16 protein-coding genes are annotated in these 17,565 nt (G+C 72.1%); 8 read left to right on the top strand and 8 right to left on the bottom strand.

The features are described from left to right. The first annotated feature begins 8 nt into the window (after nt 1-8). Complete coding sequence (locus tag OG802_RS33265) at nt 9-3,242, top strand: sarcosine oxidase subunit alpha family protein (RefSeq protein ID WP_329416539.1); 3,234 nt, start codon at nt 9-11, stop codon at nt 3,240-3,242. Then, entirely contained in the window at nt 3,235-3,837 is a 603-nt protein-coding gene (locus tag OG802_RS33270; RefSeq protein WP_329416540.1) for a sarcosine oxidase subunit gamma, read from the top strand. The genes OG802_RS33265 and OG802_RS33270 overlap by 8 nt, the downstream gene beginning before the upstream one ends. Before the next feature lie 264 nt (nt 3,838-4,101). Here the strand turns inward: OG802_RS33270 and OG802_RS33275 are convergent, their stop codons facing one another. Next, nucleotides 4,102-4,905, bottom strand: a complete 804-nt coding sequence (locus tag OG802_RS33275) for an IclR family transcriptional regulator (RefSeq protein ID WP_329416541.1) — start codon at nt 4,903-4,905, stop codon at nt 4,102-4,104. A 406-nt stretch (nt 4,906-5,311) separates the two neighbouring features. On the opposite strand from OG802_RS33275, the gene OG802_RS33280 reads away from it, so the two are divergent. The 4 genes from OG802_RS33280 to glyA all read left to right on the top strand — a co-directional run bounded on the left by OG802_RS33280 (nt 5,312) and on the right by glyA (nt 9,543). Beyond that, on the top strand, nt 5,312-6,397 hold the full coding sequence (locus tag OG802_RS33280; protein ID WP_329416543.1) for an S-(hydroxymethyl)mycothiol dehydrogenase: 1,086 nt from the start codon (nt 5,312-5,314) through the stop codon (nt 6,395-6,397). Next, complete coding sequence (locus tag OG802_RS33285; protein ID WP_329416545.1) at nt 6,394-7,032, top strand: MBL fold metallo-hydrolase; 639 nt, start codon at nt 6,394-6,396, stop codon at nt 7,030-7,032. Before OG802_RS33280 ends, OG802_RS33285 begins: the two co-directional genes overlap by 4 nt. Before the next feature lie 41 nt (nt 7,033-7,073). Continuing rightward, on the top strand, nt 7,074-8,207 hold the full coding sequence (locus tag OG802_RS33290) for an aromatic ring-hydroxylating oxygenase subunit alpha (RefSeq protein ID WP_329416546.1): 1,134 nt from the start codon (nt 7,074-7,076) through the stop codon (nt 8,205-8,207). Nucleotides 8,208-8,283: 76 nt separating this feature from the next. Next, complete coding sequence (gene glyA, locus OG802_RS33295; RefSeq protein WP_329416548.1) at nt 8,284-9,543, top strand: serine hydroxymethyltransferase; 1,260 nt, start codon at nt 8,284-8,286, stop codon at nt 9,541-9,543. Nucleotides 9,544-9,732: 189 nt separating this feature from the next. On the opposite strand, the gene OG802_RS33300 is transcribed toward glyA, so the two are convergent. From OG802_RS33300 to OG802_RS33315, 4 genes are all read right to left on the bottom strand, one after another. Next, nucleotides 9,733-10,242, bottom strand: a complete 510-nt coding sequence (locus OG802_RS33300; RefSeq protein ID WP_329416549.1) for a MarR family winged helix-turn-helix transcriptional regulator — start codon at nt 10,240-10,242, stop codon at nt 9,733-9,735. A 161-nt stretch (nt 10,243-10,403) separates the two neighbouring features. Beyond that, the gene (locus OG802_RS33305) at nt 10,404-10,823 is read right to left on the bottom strand and encodes a nuclear transport factor 2 family protein (protein ID WP_329416551.1); all 420 of its coding nucleotides are present in this window, start codon (nt 10,821-10,823) and stop codon (nt 10,404-10,406) included. A 231-nt stretch (nt 10,824-11,054) separates the two neighbouring features. Next, nucleotides 11,055-11,861: an MBL fold metallo-hydrolase gene (locus OG802_RS33310; RefSeq protein ID WP_329416552.1), complete on the bottom strand. Its 807-nt coding sequence runs from the start codon at nt 11,859-11,861 to the stop codon at nt 11,055-11,057. A gap of 48 nt (nt 11,862-11,909) precedes the next feature. Further along, nucleotides 11,910-12,527 carry a DsbA family protein gene (locus tag OG802_RS33315; protein WP_329416553.1) on the bottom strand — a complete coding sequence of 206 codons (618 nt, stop codon included), beginning with the start codon at nt 12,525-12,527 and terminating at the stop codon, nt 11,910-11,912. 304 nt (nt 12,528-12,831) lie between these two features. On the opposite strand from OG802_RS33315, the gene OG802_RS33320 reads away from it, so the two are divergent. Continuing rightward, nucleotides 12,832-13,140 (top strand): hypothetical protein, encoded by a 309-nt coding sequence (locus tag OG802_RS33320; protein ID WP_329416554.1) that lies wholly within the window; start codon nt 12,832-12,834, stop codon nt 13,138-13,140. Between the two features lie 148 nt (nt 13,141-13,288). Here the strand turns inward: OG802_RS33320 and OG802_RS33325 are convergent, their stop codons facing one another. Beyond that, nucleotides 13,289-14,002 (bottom strand): GH12 family glycosyl hydrolase domain-containing protein, encoded by a 714-nt coding sequence (locus OG802_RS33325; protein WP_329416555.1) that lies wholly within the window; start codon nt 14,000-14,002, stop codon nt 13,289-13,291. A gap of 598 nt (nt 14,003-14,600) precedes the next feature. Between OG802_RS33325 and OG802_RS33330 the strand changes: the two genes are divergently transcribed. Continuing rightward, the gene (locus tag OG802_RS33330; RefSeq protein WP_329416557.1) at nt 14,601-15,608 is read left to right on the top strand and encodes a hypothetical protein; all 1,008 of its coding nucleotides are present in this window, start codon (nt 14,601-14,603) and stop codon (nt 15,606-15,608) included. A gap of 87 nt (nt 15,609-15,695) precedes the next feature. Here OG802_RS33330 and OG802_RS33335 read toward each other — a convergent pair whose 3' ends face one another. Both OG802_RS33335 and OG802_RS33340 read right to left on the bottom strand, forming a co-directional pair. After that, nucleotides 15,696-16,256, bottom strand: a complete 561-nt coding sequence (locus OG802_RS33335) for a dihydrofolate reductase family protein (protein ID WP_329416558.1) — start codon at nt 16,254-16,256, stop codon at nt 15,696-15,698. A 56-nt stretch (nt 16,257-16,312) separates the two neighbouring features. Next, entirely contained in the window at nt 16,313-17,254 is a 942-nt protein-coding gene (locus OG802_RS33340; protein ID WP_329416560.1) for an RNA polymerase subunit sigma-70, read from the bottom strand. Nucleotides 17,255-17,565 lie beyond the last annotated feature (311 nt).

Genomic DNA, 17,565 nt, shown 5'->3' on the forward strand with positions numbered 1-17,565 from the left:
GCCCAACCATGCTGCTCATCCCCTGCCCGTGGTGCGGGCCCCGTGACGAGGCCGAGTTCCACTACGGCGGCCAGGCCCACGTGGCCTACCCCGAGACCCCTTCGGACCTCACCGACGAGGAGTGGGCCCGCTACCTCTTCTTCCGCGACAACGCCAAGGGGCCGTTCGCCGAACGCTGGAGCCACGCGGCGGGCTGCCGACGCTGGTTCAACGCGGTCCGCGACACGTCGACGAACGAGATCCTGACGGTGTACCGCACGGGCGAGGACCGCCCGGCGACCCCGGACCCGAGCCCGGCCCGTTCAGCCTGCCAGGCGGTCCCCCCTCTGGGGGAGCTTGAGGACGCTGCCGTTCAGGCCGAACGGGGGACCGGGGGCAGCGACCCCGGGGACGGGACGGGACGGAGCGGCGGGGGCGAGACGACCCAGCCGTTCCGCCACCCCATCCGAGGCCGCATCGACCGGGACACCCTCCTCACCTTCACCTTCGACGGCGTCCGGTACCAGGGACACCGGGGCGACACCCTCGCCTCCGCACTCCTCGCCAACGGCGTCATCCAGGCAGGGACCAGCATCAAGCTCGGCCGCCCCCGGGGCATCTTCTCCGCGGGCGCCGAGGAGCCCAACGCCGTCATCCAGATCGAGGAGCCGTTCCCCGAGCCGATGCTCCCCGCGACCACCGTCGAGCTGTACGACGGACTGGTCGCCAGCAGCCTCCCCGGCCAGGGCCGCCTCGCGACCGCACCCGACCCCGCCCGCTACGACGCCGTCCACGCCCACTGCGACCTGCTGGTCGTGGGCGCGGGCCCGGCCGGCCTGGCGGCGGCCGCCGCGGCGGCGAACAGCGGCGCCCGCGTCATCCTCGCCGACGACCAGCCGGAGCCCGGCGGCAGCCTGCTCGGCACGGCCGAACACCTCGACTGGGTGGCCGGGACCGCCGCCCTGCTCGACGCCGCCCCCGAGGTCCGCGTCCTGCGCCGCACCACCGTCTTCGGCTACTACGACGACAACCACCTCCTCGCCGTCGAACGCCGCACCGACCACCTCGGCGCCGCGGCCCCCGGCAACGTCTCCCGGCAACGCGTCTGGCGCATCCGCGCCCGCCGGGTCGTCCTCGCGACCGGCGCCCACGAACGCTCGCTCGCCTTCGCCGACAACGACCGCCCCGGCGTGATGCTGGCGTCCTCGGCCCGCACCCACGTCAACCGCCACGGCGCCCTGCCCGGCCGCCACGCCGTCGTCTTCACCACCAACGACAGCGCCTACGCGGCCGCCGTGGACCTCGCCTCGGCGGGCCTGGCCGTCACGGCGATCGTCGACACCCGCCCCGAACCGGGGGAGTGGGCCGAGCGCGCCCGGGCCGCCGGCATCGAGGTCCTGGCCGGACACGCCGTCACCGGCACGCGGGGCGGGGCCCGCCTCACCGCCGTGACCGTCGCCCCGTACGGCGAGTCCGCCGGGCAGCGGGAGTTCGCCGCCGACCTGCTGCTGGTCTCCGGCGGCTGGAACCCCGTGGCGCACCTGTTCAGCCAGTGCGGCGGCAGGCTGCGCCACGACGAGACCCTGGGCTCCTTCGTGCCCGACACCGCCCGCCAGGCCGTCGAGGTCGTGGGCAGCGCGAGCGGTCTCCTCGACCAGGCCGCCGTCCTCGCCCAGGGCGCCGCCGCCGGAGCCCGCGCGATCGAGGCCGAGGGATACACGGCCGAGGCGCCCCGCCTCCCGGCACTGACCCCGCAACCCGCCCCGACCCCGGCGATGCGGGTGTACGTCGTCCCGGGCGAGTCGGACGCCCCCCGGTTCGTGGACCTCCAGCGCGACGTCACGGTCGCCGACCTGGCCCGCGCGACCGGGGCCGGCCTGCGCTCGGTCGAGCACACCAAGCGCTACACCACGGCGGGCACCGCCAACGACCAGGGCAAGACCTCGGGCGTGCTGGCGAGCGGGGTGGTCGCCGAACTGCTCGGCGTGGACGTCTCGGCCCTCGGCACCACCACCTTCCGCCCGCCGTACACACCGGTCTCCTTCGCCGCCCTCGCGGGCCGCCACCGGGGTGTGCTGAGCGACCCGGTCCGCACGACGGCCCTGCACGAATGGCACGCCGGACACGGCGCCCTGTTCGAGAACGTCGGCCAGTGGAAGCGCCCCTGGTACTACCCGCGGGCCGGAGAGGACATGGCGGCCGCCGTGCTGCGCGAGTGCGCGGCGGTCCGCGAGGGCGTGGGCTTCATGGACGCCTCCACCCTCGGCAAGATCGACGTCCAGGGCCCGGACGCCGGCGCCTTCCTCGACCTGCTCTACACCAACATGATGAGCACCCTGAAGGTCGGCATGATCCGCTACGGCGTCATGTGCCGCCCGGACGGCATGGTCTTCGACGACGGCACCGTCATCCGGGTCGACCGGGACCGCTACCTGGTCACCACCACGACCGGAAACGCCGCCGCCGTCCTGGACTGGATGGAGGAGTGGCTCCAGACCGAGTGGCCCGGACTCAGGGTGCACTGCACGTCCGTGACCGAGCAGTGGGCCACGGTCGCCCTGGCCGGCCCGAACTCCCGTGACGTGCTCGGCTCCCTCGCGCCGGGACTCGCCGTCGCCAACGACGACTTCCCGTTCATGGCCTGGCGCGAGACCACCGTCGCCGGCGTCGGGGCCCGGATCTGCCGGATCAGCTTCTCCGGCGAACTCGCCTACGAGATCAACGTGTCACCGTGGGAGGCCCTGACCCTCTGGGAGGCCCTGTACGAGGCCGGCGCCCCGTACGACATCACCCCGTACGGCACCGAGACCATGCACGTCCTGCGCGCCGAGAAGGGATACCCGATCATCGGCCAGGACACCGACGGCACGGTCACCCCGCAGGATCTCGGCATGAGCTGGGCGGTCTCCAAGAAGAAGCCCGACTTCATCGGCAAGCGCTCCTTCGCCCGCGCCGACACGGTGCGCCCGGACCGCAAACACCTCGTCGGCCTGCTCCCCGAGGACCCGGCCGACTTCCTCCCCGAGGGCGCCCACCTGGTCGCCGACAGCGTGCTCCCGGCCCCGCCCGTCCCGACGCTCGGCCACGTCACCTCCAGCTACCGCAGCGCCGCCCTCGGCCGCACCTTCGCCCTCGCCCTGGTCAAGGGCGGCCGGGACCGCGTCGGCGAGCGGCTGTACGCCCCCGTGGGCGACCGACTGGTCCCCGTGACCGTCGCGAGCCCCGTCCTCTACGACCCCGAGGGAGCCCGCCGCGATGGCTGACACCGCCCCGACCTCCCGGCTCCGCAGCCCCCTGGACCGGGCCGCCGACCGGCTGGCCGCCGCCACCCGCGCCTCCGGGGGCGTGATCCGGCTGGCCGAACTCCCCTTCCTCACCCAGCTCGACGTCCGTCTCGACGCCAAGGGCGCGGCGGCCGGCGCCGTAGGCCTCGCACTGGGGCTCCCGCTGCCCCTGGAGCCCGACACCGTCGTCCGCGCGGGGCAGCTGACGGCGCTCCGGCTCGGCCCCGACGAGTGGCTTCTCGTCGGGCCGCCGGGCGGCGGACGCGAACTCGAGAGCCGGATCCGGGAGGCCGCGGGGGACGAGCCGGTCGCGGTCACCGACGTCTCCGCTCAGCGCACCACGCTCCTCGTCGCCGGTGCGGGCGCCCGTGACCTGCTGGCCCACGGCTGCTCGCTGGACCTGCATCCGAGGGCCTTCGGCCCCGGCCGCTGCGCCCAGACCACCCTGGGCCGGACCCAGGTCGTCCTGGTGGCGCGTGAGAAGCCCAGCGCCGGCTTCTGGGTACTGGTCCGCTCCTCGTTCGCCGGGTATCTGGCGGACTGGCTGCTCGACGCGGCGACGGAGTACGTCTGAGCGAGCCGCCCCGGCCGGGGGCGGCGACAAGCAGGGGACGCGCACGTGTCCTGCCCGCGCGATCCCACCGACACACCGACGGGCCGATACGTCGGCGGGCCGTCTGTTGGTCGCGCGCTGAGGCACGGGCGCGGCCGCTCCGGCCGGGATGCGCGAACGCCGGGGGAGGAGCGGCCGCCGGAGCGCCGGAGCGCCGGAGCGCCGGGGCGCCGAGAGGCGGTGGCGGCGCGACCGCCGCCCCCGCCGGGCGCTCTCCGCGGGCGGTCAGCCCAGGTGACCCATCCTGCGGCTGATCTCCTCGGCGCCCCGCGTCAGCACGGGCGCGAGTTCCCGCATGCGGTCCTCGGTGAAGCGGTAGGCCGGGCCGGAGGCGCTGAGCGCGGCGATGACCTCGCCCTTGCGGGAGCGGATCGGGGCCGCCATCGCGTGCAGTCCGATCTCCAGCTCCTCCATCGTCACCGCGTAACCGCGCTCGCGCGCCACGTCGAGGTCCTTCTCCAGCTTGGTCCTGGCGGTCAGGGTGTGCGGCGTCAGCCTCCGCAGCCCGCACGCCTCCAGCACCTCGGCCCGCCGCCGCTCCGGCAGATGGGCCAGCAGGATCTTGCCGCTGGACGTGGCGTGCACGGGCGTGAGCTGGCCGACCCAGTTGTGGGTGCCGACGGCGCCCGGTCCGCGCACCTGGTGGAGGTTGACCGCGTAATGCTCTTGCAGTACGGCGATGTTGACGGTCTCGCCGATCTCCTCGCTGAGCCGCTCGCAGACCTGCCGGCCCTGCTGGGTGACGTCGAGCCGGCCCGTGACGGCGCCGGCGAGCCGCACGATGCCGAACCCCAGCCGGTACTTGCCCCGTTCGGCGCTTTGCTCGACCAGCCCGCGGGCCTCCAGCGCCCCGAGCAGCCGGAAGGCGGTCGACTTGTGGACGTCGATCTCGGCGGCGACCTCGCTGACACCGGCCTCGCCGCGGCGGGCGAGGATCTCCAGCACGCTGACGGCGCGGTCGACGGACTGCACGCCGCTCACCGGCCCGGTCGCCGCGTCCGTTGCGCCCTCTGCCGCGTAGTTGCTCATGACGCAACTATAGGCCGTTGTGTGCAAAGGTCCCGAGGTTCGCGGAGCGGGTCGGCCCTGGCCGGAACCGGTCGCCCGCATGCTCGCACGGCCGCTCCGGTCCGGGGAAGGGGGCGGCGCCGAAGGGGGAGGGGTGAGTCGGCCGCGGCCGACCTCTTGACAGGGGGTGCCCCCGAGGAGACAGTTTGGTCAACGTTGCTCATGGCGACGATGGTTGCGCTATTCAGAACGCGGAAGCGGACCGGAACGGCAGCCGCCCACGGTCCTCGTCCGGTCACCGCCCCGAACGACCCGCCCTCCGGCCCCGCGCCGACAGCTCCGAGGCGACCGGCGACCGGCGTCCGCCCGCCAACCCGCACACCCGGCCGAAGCGCGCAGTCGGCCGCCCCCGACGAGGAGATCGACCGTGACACACGAGGTACGCGCCGTCGTCGCCCGCGAAAAGGGCGCCCCGGTCTCGCTGGAGACCGTCCTGGTGCCGGACCCCGGCCCCGGAGAGGCGCTGGTGCGGGTGCAGGCCTGCGGGGTCTGCCACACCGACCTGCACTACCGGGAGGGCGGGATCAACGACGCGTTCCCCTTCCTGCTCGGCCACGAGGCCGCGGGCGTGGTGGAGTCGGTCGGCGAGGACGTCACCGACGTCGCACCCGGCGACTTCGTCATCCTCAACTGGCGCGCCGTCTGCGGCACCTGCCGGGCCTGCCGCAGAGGCCGGCCCTGGTACTGCTTCGCCACGCACAACGCCACCCAGCCGATGACGCTGGCCGACGGCACCCCCCTCTCCCCGGCCCTCGGCATCGGCGCCTTCGCCGAGAAGACCCTGGTCGCCGCCGGACAGTGCACCAAGGTGAACGCGACGGCCGCGCCCGCCGCCGCCGGCCTCCTCGGCTGCGGCGTGATGGCCGGATTCGGCGCCGCGGTCCACACCGGTGGCGTGGGACGCGGCGACTCCCTCGCGGTGATCGGCTGCGGAGGCGTGGGCATGGCCGCGATCGCGGGCGGCAAGGTCGCCGGCGCCGGCCGCATCATCGCCGTCGACGTCGACGAACGGAAACTGAAGTGGGCCGAGCGGTTCGGCGCCACCGACACCGTCGACTCCTCCAGGACCGACGCCGTCGAGGCGATCCGCGAACTCACCGGCGGCTTCGGCGCCGACGTCGTCGTGGACGCGGTGGGCCGCCCCGAGACCTTCAAACAGGCCTTCTACGCCCGCGACCTGGCCGGCACGGCCGTCCTGGTGGGCGTCCCCACCCCCGAGCTGACCGTCGACCTGCCCCTGCTCGACGTCTTCGGACGCGGCGGCGCCCTGAAGTCCTCCTGGTACGGCGACTGCCTGCCCTCGCGCGACTTCCCCGCCCTGATCGACCTCTACCTCCAGGGCCGCTTCGACCTCGGCGGGTTCGTCACCGAGACCATCGGCCTGGACGACGTCGAGGCCGCGTTCGCCAAGATGCACCACGGCGACGTCCTGCGGTCGGTCGTGGTCCTGTGACCGCCCGCATCGAGCACCTCGTCACCTCCGGCACCTTCGAACTGGACGGCGGCGCCTGGGAGGTCGACAACAACGTCTGGCTGATCGGCGACGACGAAGAGGTCCTCGTCGTCGACGCCGCGCACGACGCGGACGCCATCGACGCCGCCGTCGGCGACCGCCGTCTGGTCGCCGTCGTGTGCACGCACGCCCACAACGACCACGTCAACGCCGCCCCGGCGCTGGCCGCCCGCCACGGCGCGCCCGTCCTGCTCCACCCCGCCGACACGGTGTTGTGGAAAGCGGCGCACGGCGACGGGGCGGGCGCCCCCGGCTTCCGCGAACTGTCCGAGGGCGAGATCCTGACCGTCGCCGGCACCGGCCTGACGGTGCTCCACACCCCCGGCCACTCGCCCGGAGCGGTCTGCCTCCACGCGCGCGAACTGAACGCCCTCTTCTCCGGCGACACCCTCTTCCGGGGCGGTCCCGGAGCCACCGGCCGCTCCTTCTCGGACTTCGGCACCATCATCGCCTCCGTCCGGGACCGGCTGCTGACGCTGCCCCCCGCCACCACCGTGCACACCGGTCATGGCGAGACCACCTCGATCGGGGCCGAGGCGCCCCACCTCGACGACTGGATCGCCCGCGGCCACTGAACCGCCCGCCACCGCATCACGATGTTCCCGAAGGTGACTCGATGACCCTCAGTGATCTGCCGCCCAGCCTCGTCCCCACGCTGTCCGGCGAGTACTACACGGACCCCGGAGTCTTCGCCCAGGAGCAGGAGCACATCTTCGAGGCCATGTGGTTCTGCGTCGCGCGCGCCTCCGAGCTGGCGAAACCGGGCGCGTTCCGGACCGTCGACGTGGGCCGTGAGAGCGTCCTGGTCACCCGGGCGCGGGACGGTTCGGTCAAGGCCTTCTTCAATGTCTGCCGGCATCGGGGGGCGCGGTTGTGCACGCAGGAGAGCGGCGAGGTCAGGCGGGCGTTCCAGTGTCCGTATCACGCGTGGACGTACGGTCTGGACGGCGGGCTGGTGGCGGCGCCGAATTTGACGTCGATGCCGGACGTGGACCGGAGTGCGTACGGTCTGGCGGCGGTGCATGTGCGGGAGTGGCTGGGTTATGTGTGGGTGTGCCTCGCGCAGGAGCCGCCGTCCTTCGAGGAGGAGGTCATGGGCGCGGTGGTCGAGCGGCTCGGTGACGTGGGGTCGATCGAGCGGTACGGCGTCGAGGGGCTTTCGGTGGGGCGGCGGATCAGGTACGACGTGCGGGCGAACTGGAAGCTGATCATCGAGAACTTCATGGAGTGCTATCACTGTGCGACGATCCATCCCGAACTCACGGAGGTGCTGCCGGAGTTCGCGGACGGGTATGCCGCTCAGTACTACGTGGGGCACGGTGCGCAGTTCGGGGAGGAGGTGCGGGGGTTCACCGTCGACGGCTCGGAGGGGCTGGAGCGCATTCCGGGGGTGTCCGAGGAGCAGGACCGGCGCTATTACGCGATCACCGTGCGGCCGCAGGTCTTCGTCAACCTGGTTCCCGATCATGTGATCTTCCACCGTATGTATCCGGTGGCCGCCGACCGTACGGTCGTCGAGTGCGACTGGCTCTACCTGCCGCATGTCGTGGAGAGCGGCATGGACGTGGGCCGGTCCGTGGAGCTCTTCGACCGGGTCAACCGGCAGGACTTCGACGCCTGCGAGCGCACACAGCCCGGCATGGGTTCACGGCTGTATGCCAAGGGCGGTGTCCTGGTGCCCAGCGAGCACCACATCGGCGCGTTCCACACCTGGCTGCTGAACAAGCTCGGCACCGGCCCCGCGCACTGACCCGGCCCCGGCTGCCGCACCCCTCCTCCCTCCCTCCCTCCCTCCCTCCGTCCCGGACCCGCACAGGAGACCGCTGATGAGCCTGCTCAACCAGTCCCTGCACGACCTCGACCCCGAGATCGCCGCCGCCGTCGACGCCGAGCTGAACCGCCAGCAGTCCACCCTGGAGATGATCGCCTCGGAGAACTTCGCCCCGGTGGCCGTCATGGAGGCCCAGGGCACGGTCCTGACCAACAAGTACGCCGAGGGCTACCCGGGCCGCCGCTACTACGGCGGCTGCGAGCACGTCGACGTCACCGAGCAGATCGCCATCGACCGCCTCAAGGACCTCTTCGGCGCCGAGTACGCCAACGTCCAGCCGCATTCCGGCGCCTCCGCCAACCAGGCCGCCCTGTTCGCCCTGGCCCAGCCCGGCGACACCGTCCTCGGCCTGGACCTGGCCCACGGCGGCCATCTGACCCACGGGATGCGGCTGAACTTCTCCGGCAGGCAGTTCACCGTCGTGCCCTACCACGTCGACGACTCCGGCCTGGTCGACATGGACGAGGTCGAGCGGCTCGCCAAGGAGCACCGCCCGAAGGTGATCATCGCGGGCTGGTCCGCCTACCCGCGGCAGCTGGACTTCGCCGAGTTCCGCCGGATCGCCGACGAGACCGGCGCGTATCTGTGGGTCGACATGGCCCACTTCGCCGGGCTGGTCGCGGCCGGGCTGCACCCCAACCCGGTCGCGTACGCGGACGTGGTCACCTCCACCACCCACAAGACCCTCGGCGGCCCCCGCGGCGGCATCATCCTCGCCCGGAGCAAGGAGTTCGCGAAGAAGCTCAACTCGTCGGTGTTCCCCGGCTTCCAGGGCGGACCGCTGGAGCATGTCATCGCGGCGAAAGCGGTCTCCTTCAAGGTCGCGGCGAGCGAGGAGTTCAGGGAGCGCCAGCGGCGCACCGTCGAGGGCGCCAGGATCCTCGCCGAGCGGCTGACCGCGCCCGACGCCCGCGAGGCCGGCGTCGACGTGCTGTCCGGCGGCACGGACGTGCACCTGATCCTGGTCGACCTGCGCGAGTCGCAGCTCGACGGGCAGCAGGCCGAGGACCGTCTCCACGAGGTCGGCATCACCGTCAACCGCAACGCGGTCCCCAACGACCCACGCCCCCCGATGGTCACCTCGGGCCTGCGCATCGGCACCCCCGCCCTGGCCACCCGCGGCTTCACCGCCGAGGACTTCACCGAGGTCGCCGACGTCATCGCGGAGGCGCTGAAGCCGACGTACGACGCCGAAGCCCTCAGGACCCGGGTCACGGCACTGGCCGGCAAGCACCCGCTCTACCCCGGCCTGTGACGGACACCGGCAATCCCAGCGGGGACCTGCCGTCCAGACGCGCACGCCCCAGCCGACCTCACGGTGCGCATCAAGCTCGACGACACCGGGCTGCCCCATCCGTTCCGCACGGGCGACGAACTCGCCAGGCGGACCGGATTCGCGTAGCGGCGAAGCGCTCGCGCACCTGCGCCCCGGTGGTCACGCGAGTCAGCGGAGGCGGGGCACCACGTCCCGTGCCGCGTGGCTCAGGATCCGCAGGTCGTCCATGAAACGTTGGCGGTGGGAGGCGGGTAGGGGCCCGAGGAAGTACTGCTCGATGTTCGTCACGTGCACCCGTGCCGCCTGTACCGCCTTCTCTTCGCCCAGCCTGGTCAGGCGCACCAACCGGCCTCGCCGGTCGTCAGGATCGTCACCCCGTTCGACCAGTCCTGCGTCGGCCATCCGGTCGACCAGGCGGGTCACGCCACCTGAGGTGAGCACCTGCTCGCGGCTGATCGCCCTCATCGACAGCCCCGGGGCGCCGGCCCGGCCGAGGACCAACAGCACCTCGAACATCAAGTGGCTGATCCCGCACTCCTGCTCGATCGCCCGCCCCAGCACGTACTCCAACCGATTGGCCGCACCCTGCAATCGCCCGAACGCCACGACCAGCTCATGGTCCGCCGCGTCCTTCGCCGTTGAGATCCCGGCCCGCTCGGCCCCGTTTCTGGCATCCATCCCCCGATCATGCACCGGCAGGCACCAGATGTGGTTGCGGGGGGTCGCACTGAGCCTGCTCGCATCCTGGGCAGCCCCTCAGGACGCCCCCGCGCCCGTACGACCGGGCACAGGGGTCGCCCCCGCAGGACCTGAGGCGCAGGTCCTCGCCCGAGAAGCCCTCAGGCCGTCATGGCGTCGCGGACGAGTGCGGTGTCGACGAACTGCTCGAAGCGGACGATACGGCCGCCGCGGACGACGAAGGCATGGGCGACGCGGACGTCGATGTCCTTGCCGGTGGCCTTGTTGGTCGCGGTGTAGCGGGCCAGGACGACGACCCTCTCGCCGTCGACGACGTAGGTGTCGTCGTGGGCGGCCCAGCCCTCCCAGTCCGCGCCGAGCTTCTCCATGACGTGGGAGGTGACACCGGTGGGGGTCCGGTAGGTGCCGGCCAGCGGGAAGCCGGCCATCTCGGTCCATTCGACGTCGTCGGCGAGGGTGGCGCGCAGGGCCTCCAGGTCGCCGTTGGCGGACGCGATGTACTGACGGCGAACGACGTCGGCGGGAGCGGTGGAGGTCTGGAAGTCGGTGGTCTCACACATGGGACAGGGCCTTTCTCAGGCGGGGTCGGGATCCGTGGTGTCAGGGCACGGGGCTGCCGGGGCGGCGGCGAGACAGTGTGGAGCCGGGGGCCGCGGGCGGGACAGGCCGATCGGATGGCGGGCCCGGAGTGGTCGGCTCGGATACCGCCGCCGGTGGTGCTCACCGGGCACGAGCACCCCGGCCGGCGCGCGTCGGCCGCGGTGCTCGTGCCCGGTCCGTGGCCGGGACGGTCAGCCCCACTTCATCTCGCCCTTGGCGACCTTGGCGCCGAGCTGAGCGGCGATCAGCATGCCGTGGTCCGGGTAGCGCTTGACCAGCGCTTCGGTCAGCGCGGCGCCGTCGGCCGCCTTGCCGAGCTCCTCCTCGAAGGCGATCAGGTAGTCGCGGGTGGCGGTGATGGCGGAGGCGTCGGCCGCGGTGTCGGGCAGACGGTGGCCGGGGACGACCAGCCGCGGGTCGAGCGCGGCCATCTCGTCGAGCAGGGCGACCCAGGCGGCGCGGGACTCGGGGGTGGCGGTGTCGGCGACCCAGACGTGCTCCTGCTGGAACAGCAGGACGCCGCCGAGCAGGGCGCGGTGCCCGTCCTGCCACAGGTAGTGGCGGTCGGGCAGCGTGGCCGGTCCGCCCTTGAGCTCGAAGCGGTGGCCTTCCAGGACGAGGTCCCCGGTGAGCGGCTCCAGGTCGACCAGGCGGGTGGGGAGATTCGGGCCGAGCGCCTCCCACGCCTTGAGCTTGCCTTCGTACGTGGCCTTGATGTGCTCGATGACGATCGGGGTGGCGACGAAGCGCGCGGCGGGGAAGGCGTCGGCGATGACTTCGGCGCCGAAGTAGAAGTCGGGGTCGGCATGGCTGACGAAGACGGTGGTCAGGGTCTTGCCGGAGTCCAGGACCTCGGCGGCCAGGCGGTGGCCGTCGGCGCGGGTGAAGGCGGCGTCGACCAGGAGGGCCTCGCTCTCGCCGGTGACCAGGGTGGCGGTCTTGTTCTTCGACCCGGCGGGGAAGTCCAGGTCGAGGATCGTGAAGTTCAGGGTGCTCATGGGGTGACTCCTGGTGGGAAGAGGCTGGAGGATCAGAGGGGTGGGGGATCAGGCGTTGTGTGCGGCCGCGAGGCGTGCGTCGACCTCGTCGGCGGTGGCGTGGCCGATGGCCACAACGGTGATGCGGTCGCCGTCGGCGGCGAGCAGGGTGGGGAAGCCGGTGACCCCCAGCTCGGCGGACCGGCGGAAGTCGGCCTCGGCGGCGGCCTGCGATGCGGGGGCCTCGAAGGCGGCGACGACCGCGTCGGCGTCCAGACCGGCCGCCTCGGCGACCGTCCGGTAGGTGGCCGGCTCGGACAGGCTCAGACCATCCACGTAGAAGGCGCGCTGAAGGGCGGGGGCCAACTCCGCCAGGCGGTCGGGAGCCGCCTCTCGCAGGGCGGCCATGCCGCGGGCGGCGTCCTCGGAGTCCATGACGAACGTCCCGTCGGCGATCAGCTGCCCGTACGCCTCGCCGAACTCGGCACCGGTCAGTTCGCTGATCTTGGCATTGGAGCCCTGGACGTAGCCGAACTCGCGGATCGGCACCCGCCGCTCCCCGAGGAACAGGCCGCCGGAAACCACCTCCACCTCGAGTTCCGGGTGGCGGGTGACGACTTCGCGCAGGGTGCCGGAGAACCCGTGCGACCAGCCGCAGTAGGCGTCGAAGACGTGGACGAGCTTCATCGGGACCTCGTTGCGGGAGGGCGCCTGCCGGATGCGAGCGCTACTCCTGACACAACAGTATCTGCCCAGTCAGATATTTCCCTGCTTCGGGTTGCGATTTCTCGCCGCCTGGCGAAGCAGACGTGCCCATGCCAGGCCGGCGCACTGCGCCGTTCACGCGCTGGGCCGGAAGAGTGAGGCGGTCCTTGCTCACGGATTCGGGCGACGGGGTCTGGCAGTGTTGCGTGGCCGCCACCGGACCGGACTCGTCATGGCACGTCCGGCACGGTCTTCCCCGCTTGCCATGGTCCTCTTGGAGGGGCACGTGCCCAGCGCATCGCAGACAGCCTTCACCGTGGGTGACGCGACCCACCGTCTCACGGCCGACATGGTCCACACCGCCGTGGCTCGTCTGACGCCCGCCGACTCGGCGGATCTTCACCCCAACCGGAGCTGGTACGCCCTGGTCGGCACCCATCTCTACTACGTGGTGGATGTGGTCGAAGAGGCCACCGGGGCACGGGGCGTGAAGGTGAAGCCGGCGCGTCTGGGTCTGGCCGACCTCGGATTCCCGGTCTTCGCGCTGGGCTGGAGCGCGCTGCTGACCAAGGGGCATCCGGGGCACACCGACTGACCGCCCACGCAAGTACCCCTGCGGCCGCTACCCCGGTTGTGTCGGTCTGAAGCCGCCCGCGCAGACCGGCTCCGGGTCTGGGAGCAGACCCGGAGCCGGTCGAAATGCCGGCCGCGCGAGGCGACTTGGACGGATCGGGCCGGACCGGTCAGGAACTGGAGACCGAGAACGAGTTCGTCGTGAAGTTCAGACCGCCGGACGCGGACGTGATCTCGTAGCCGAACTGCACGTCGCCGAGGGTGACGTCACCGATCCAGCGCTTGGTGTTCTTGATCCAGTTCATCACCGCCAGGATGTCCACGGTCCCGGAACTGGTGTTGGAGGTGCGGACGAAGGAGAACACCGCGTTGTTGCCGTTGCTGCCCTTGTACACCGTCCAGGTGCTGCCGCCGACGGAGACGTTGCCCTGGGACGTGCCGAGCGGGCCGACCGGTCCCGTCTTGTTCATCCAGAGCATGATCTCGTTGGCCTTGTTCGAGTCCCAGACGTCGTACGCGGTCTCGTACGCGCCGCTCGACGGGACGCTCACGTTGAAGCTGGACTTCACCGAACCCAGGGCGCTGAGCTTCTTGCCCACGTAACGGGTGGCGTTGGGGTACGACTTGATGCCGCCGGTGTTCGGGTGGTTGGCCCACACTCCCCAGTTGCTGTACGAGTTCGCCCAGATCGTCTGAGAGCCGGCCCCCTGTCCCCAGACGTCGTTGTAGAGCGTGTAACCGCCGTTCGACCAGCTGCCCCACTGGTCACTGGACGACCAGGTGGCGGCCTGGGCGGGCGCCGCCGCCAGTCCGACCGCGGCGGTGGCGGCGGCGATGAGGCCGACGAGGGCTGCACGTGGCTTGGTGCGCAGGGCTGAGAACATGGGGGCTCCGTCTCTTCGGCTTCGACGGCTCGAAATCACGAACCCGGCACGGCGGGACCGCTGACCGCTTTCGTCGAAGCGCTTCAACTGTGGGGGGAGAAGCTGCTGGTGCTGTCTTCGGAGGGATGCGGAATACGATGACAGTCGAATAATCGAAGCGCAACATCGTGTTACAGGGGAATTTCGGGAGGGTGGACAGCCCGTAGCCCACCGGCCCGTTCCGGCCGCTCAGCCGGCAACACGCTTGCACGCAGGTGTCATGCCGCATGATTGTCGAAGCGCTTGACGCACCCGCGCTGACGGAACGCGTACCCCCCTGCGGGCCCCGCGGCAACCGGCAGGCAGGAGAGAGCCGCCACGCCCGGCGAGCGGGCCCATCGCTCGGCGGTCGGAACGCCCGGCCGGGCGCGGCCAGGGATTATGCTCGCAATCTGGTTCGTCGGTTCCAACGGGTGTCTGGGAAGGCCGAGTTGACCGCGATTCCCCCCGTCCTTCCGGGTCTCGGCAGCGCCGAACCCCGCAGGACTGCCGGAGTCGCCTCTCGCGCCCCCGCCGGGTTCACGGGACGCCGGCGACTCGTCGCGGGAGGGGGAGCGGGATGAGGCATGTGCCTTTCTTCCGGTGGGTGGTGACGTTGGGCTTCGTGCTCGTCGCCTGTGCCGTGGGGCTGTACGCCGCCGGGCCGGACCTGCCTGAAACGCGCCAGATCGACCTGACGGTGCTCGATGAGAAGGCCGACGGATCGTGCAGGGTCAGCTGGCCGGACCCCTATCGGAAACGGGTGAGGGAAGCCTCCTACCAGTGCGATCCCGACCGTTCCGACCTCCTCAAGGCGCCGCAGTACTCCGAAGACCACCGTTATGGCTGGGAGACCGGCTTCATGCTCACCGAGGGGCCGGAGCGAGGGAATCTGGAGGACCTCGCCACCGAGCAGGACCCGAGTACGTCGGACACCCTCCTGTTGTTCGGGCTGCCGCTCGTCGCCCTCGGTCTGCTCGGCGGGAACATCCGAGCCCTGCCCCGGATCTTCGGGGTGCAGGCCCGGCTCGTCCACCGCGCGACCGCCCTGTCCGAGGCCGCGAGGTCTGCGGCCGAGGACTACGAACGGGCGGTCGCGGCGGCAAGGGAGGCGGGACGCCGGCACGCCCTTCCCCGCGGCCCCGACAGCGGCCCCGGCTCCCCGCTGATCACGGCGCTCTGGGTGCTGCGGAAGGCCGGTCCGCAGGCAGAGAGGGCGGCGGCTCTCGGCCGCGCACTCACGGTCCGTCTTCAGGGACCGCTGGACGACGCGGCCCCCGCCGCCGGGCTGCGGAGCATGCTGCAGGCCGGGCCGGCAGCCCGGCTGACCGCCGCACGGGCGGTCGCCGAGCTGCGCCCGATTGTGGAGGGGGCGGAGCGCAACGGGGTGCCGGAGCGTCTCGCACAGGCCTCGGTGGACCTGCTGCGGGGCCAGGACGCCGACCGCGCCGCCCTCGAGGCCGCGACGGACTTCGCCGGAGACCCCGTCGCCTACCGGCAGTTGCTGGCCCGGCTGACACCGTCCGCCGTTCCTCCGAAGAAGCAGGGGGCATCCCGCTGGCGCCTCCGGTGGCGCCGGAGCTCATGAGTGGCCCGACCTCGCGACGAGGAGCGCGTGACACTGCCGCCCGGCGCCGGCGAGGCGGCGTCCACCCCTCGGCGATGCGAAGCGCCGTCAGCGTGCCGTCGCCCTCCGATACACCGTGAGGACGGCCGCACCGGCCTGCTCGGCCGACACGCAAGCGAGGTCCGCCTGCGGACCGTCGTCGGGGAAGAGCCTTCGTCCGGTGCCGGCGACGGTGGGAAAGGTCAGCAGCCGGTACTCGTCGACCAGTCCCTCGGACATCAGCGTGCGGACGACGCTCAGGCTGCCGGCGACGATCACGTCTCGCTCCTTCCGCTTGACGGCATCGACGAGGTCCGCGTCGAGAACCCGCGAGTTCGCCCAGGCCGAGGTGTCGGTGAGGGTGCGGGACACCACCAGCTTGGGCACGGCGTTCATGCGCGCGGCGAAGGGATCGTCCCGTCCGGGCCAGAGCTTCGAGAACAACTGCCACGTCGTGCGACCCAGCAGCATGACCCCGTCGTCCAGCGTGTCGCCCAGACGGAACTTGTCCCCGGCGACGGTTCCCGGACCGTGCCGGAACGCCCACCCGCCGGACGGCGTCCCGCCGGAACCGTCCGGGTCGGAGACGATCCCGTCCAGGGTGATGAACTCGATGACGATGACGCTCATGAGGCTGTCCCTTCGTTCGGATGCTCACCCGTACGTACCGGCGGCACCGCCCGAACTCATCGCGCCCGGCGGACTTCTTCGGAGGAAGCCTGCCGGGGAAGGCCGAAGGCGTCGAACACGCGGGGATCGGCGAAGACGACGTTGCGGGCGACCCGGCCGCCGGTCACGGTGAAGACCTGCAAGGTGTGCAGTTCGAGCCCGTCCCCGCCGGGCCGCGGCGCGTAGGCGGCGAGCGCGGGCTGGCCGTTGGCGGTCAGCGGCCTCGTGCCCCAGCCGGTGCCCCGCATGCGGAACACGCGGTTCATGAACAGCCCGTAGTCCCGGCTGCCCCGGTACCACAACGGCACCGGCGGCATCTCCAGCACCGCATCGGCGGTGAGGAGCCGCACGAGCGCGGGAACGTCGGCGGCTTCGAAGGCGCGGGCATACCGTTCGACGACCGCGCGGACGGCGGGATCGGCCGGCTCGGCGACCTCGCCGGCGTCGCCCGCCCCGGCGAGGGCGGCCCGGGCCCGCTGGAGAGCGCTGTTGACGGCCGCGACCGTGGTCTCCAGCTGCCCGGCGACCTCGGCGGCGCTGAAGTCCAGCACCTCCCGCAGCACGAGGACGGCGCGCTGCCGCGGTGGCAGGACCTGCATCGCCGCCACCAGCGCGAGCCGCAGGTCGGTCCGCGTCTCCGCCTCGCACCGCGCGTCCGGGAACGGTTGCAGCCACGGGACGTCGAGGGCAGGGGTGAGCGCCGCCCCGGGATCCTCGCTCGGCGCGCCCAGCCCGGACGGCAACGGCCGTCGGGCCCTGCCCTCCAGGGCGGTCAGGCACGCGTTGGTCGCGATCCGGTACAGCCAGGTCCGCACGGAAGCGCGCGCGGGGTCGTACCGGTCGCGGGCCTTCCACGCGCGCAGCATCGTCTCCTGCACCAGATCCTCGGCCTCGTGGAACGAGCCCAGCATCCGGTAGCAGTACACCACCAGCTCACCCCGGTACGGCTCGTAGTCCACGCGCCCATCATGGCGCAGAGACCACCGTCCCCGATCCTTCCCGTCTCCTGCCGGACTCCTTCGAGCTCCCTCCGAGGCGGGCGGGGCCTGCCGACGGCCGGTGTGCCGGTCCGTGCCGCATCAGTCGTGTGGCAGCTTCACTCCCGGACGCCGAAGCGGCGACCGGCCGTCGGCATGGTCCCTCGATCAATCATTGCACGATGCAAAATCTGAGCGCCAGTCCATGCGGCGTCGCTTCGGCCGGAGTTCGCGTCGAGGGGGTTCTCGCCCGGGACGGCACCCTCGCCCGGGATGTCACCGTAGTGGGGTGG

Origin of the sequence: Streptomyces sp. NBC_00704 (assembly GCF_036226605.1) — a bacterium.
Taxonomy (GTDB): Bacteria; Actinomycetota; Actinomycetes; order Streptomycetales; family Streptomycetaceae; genus Streptomyces.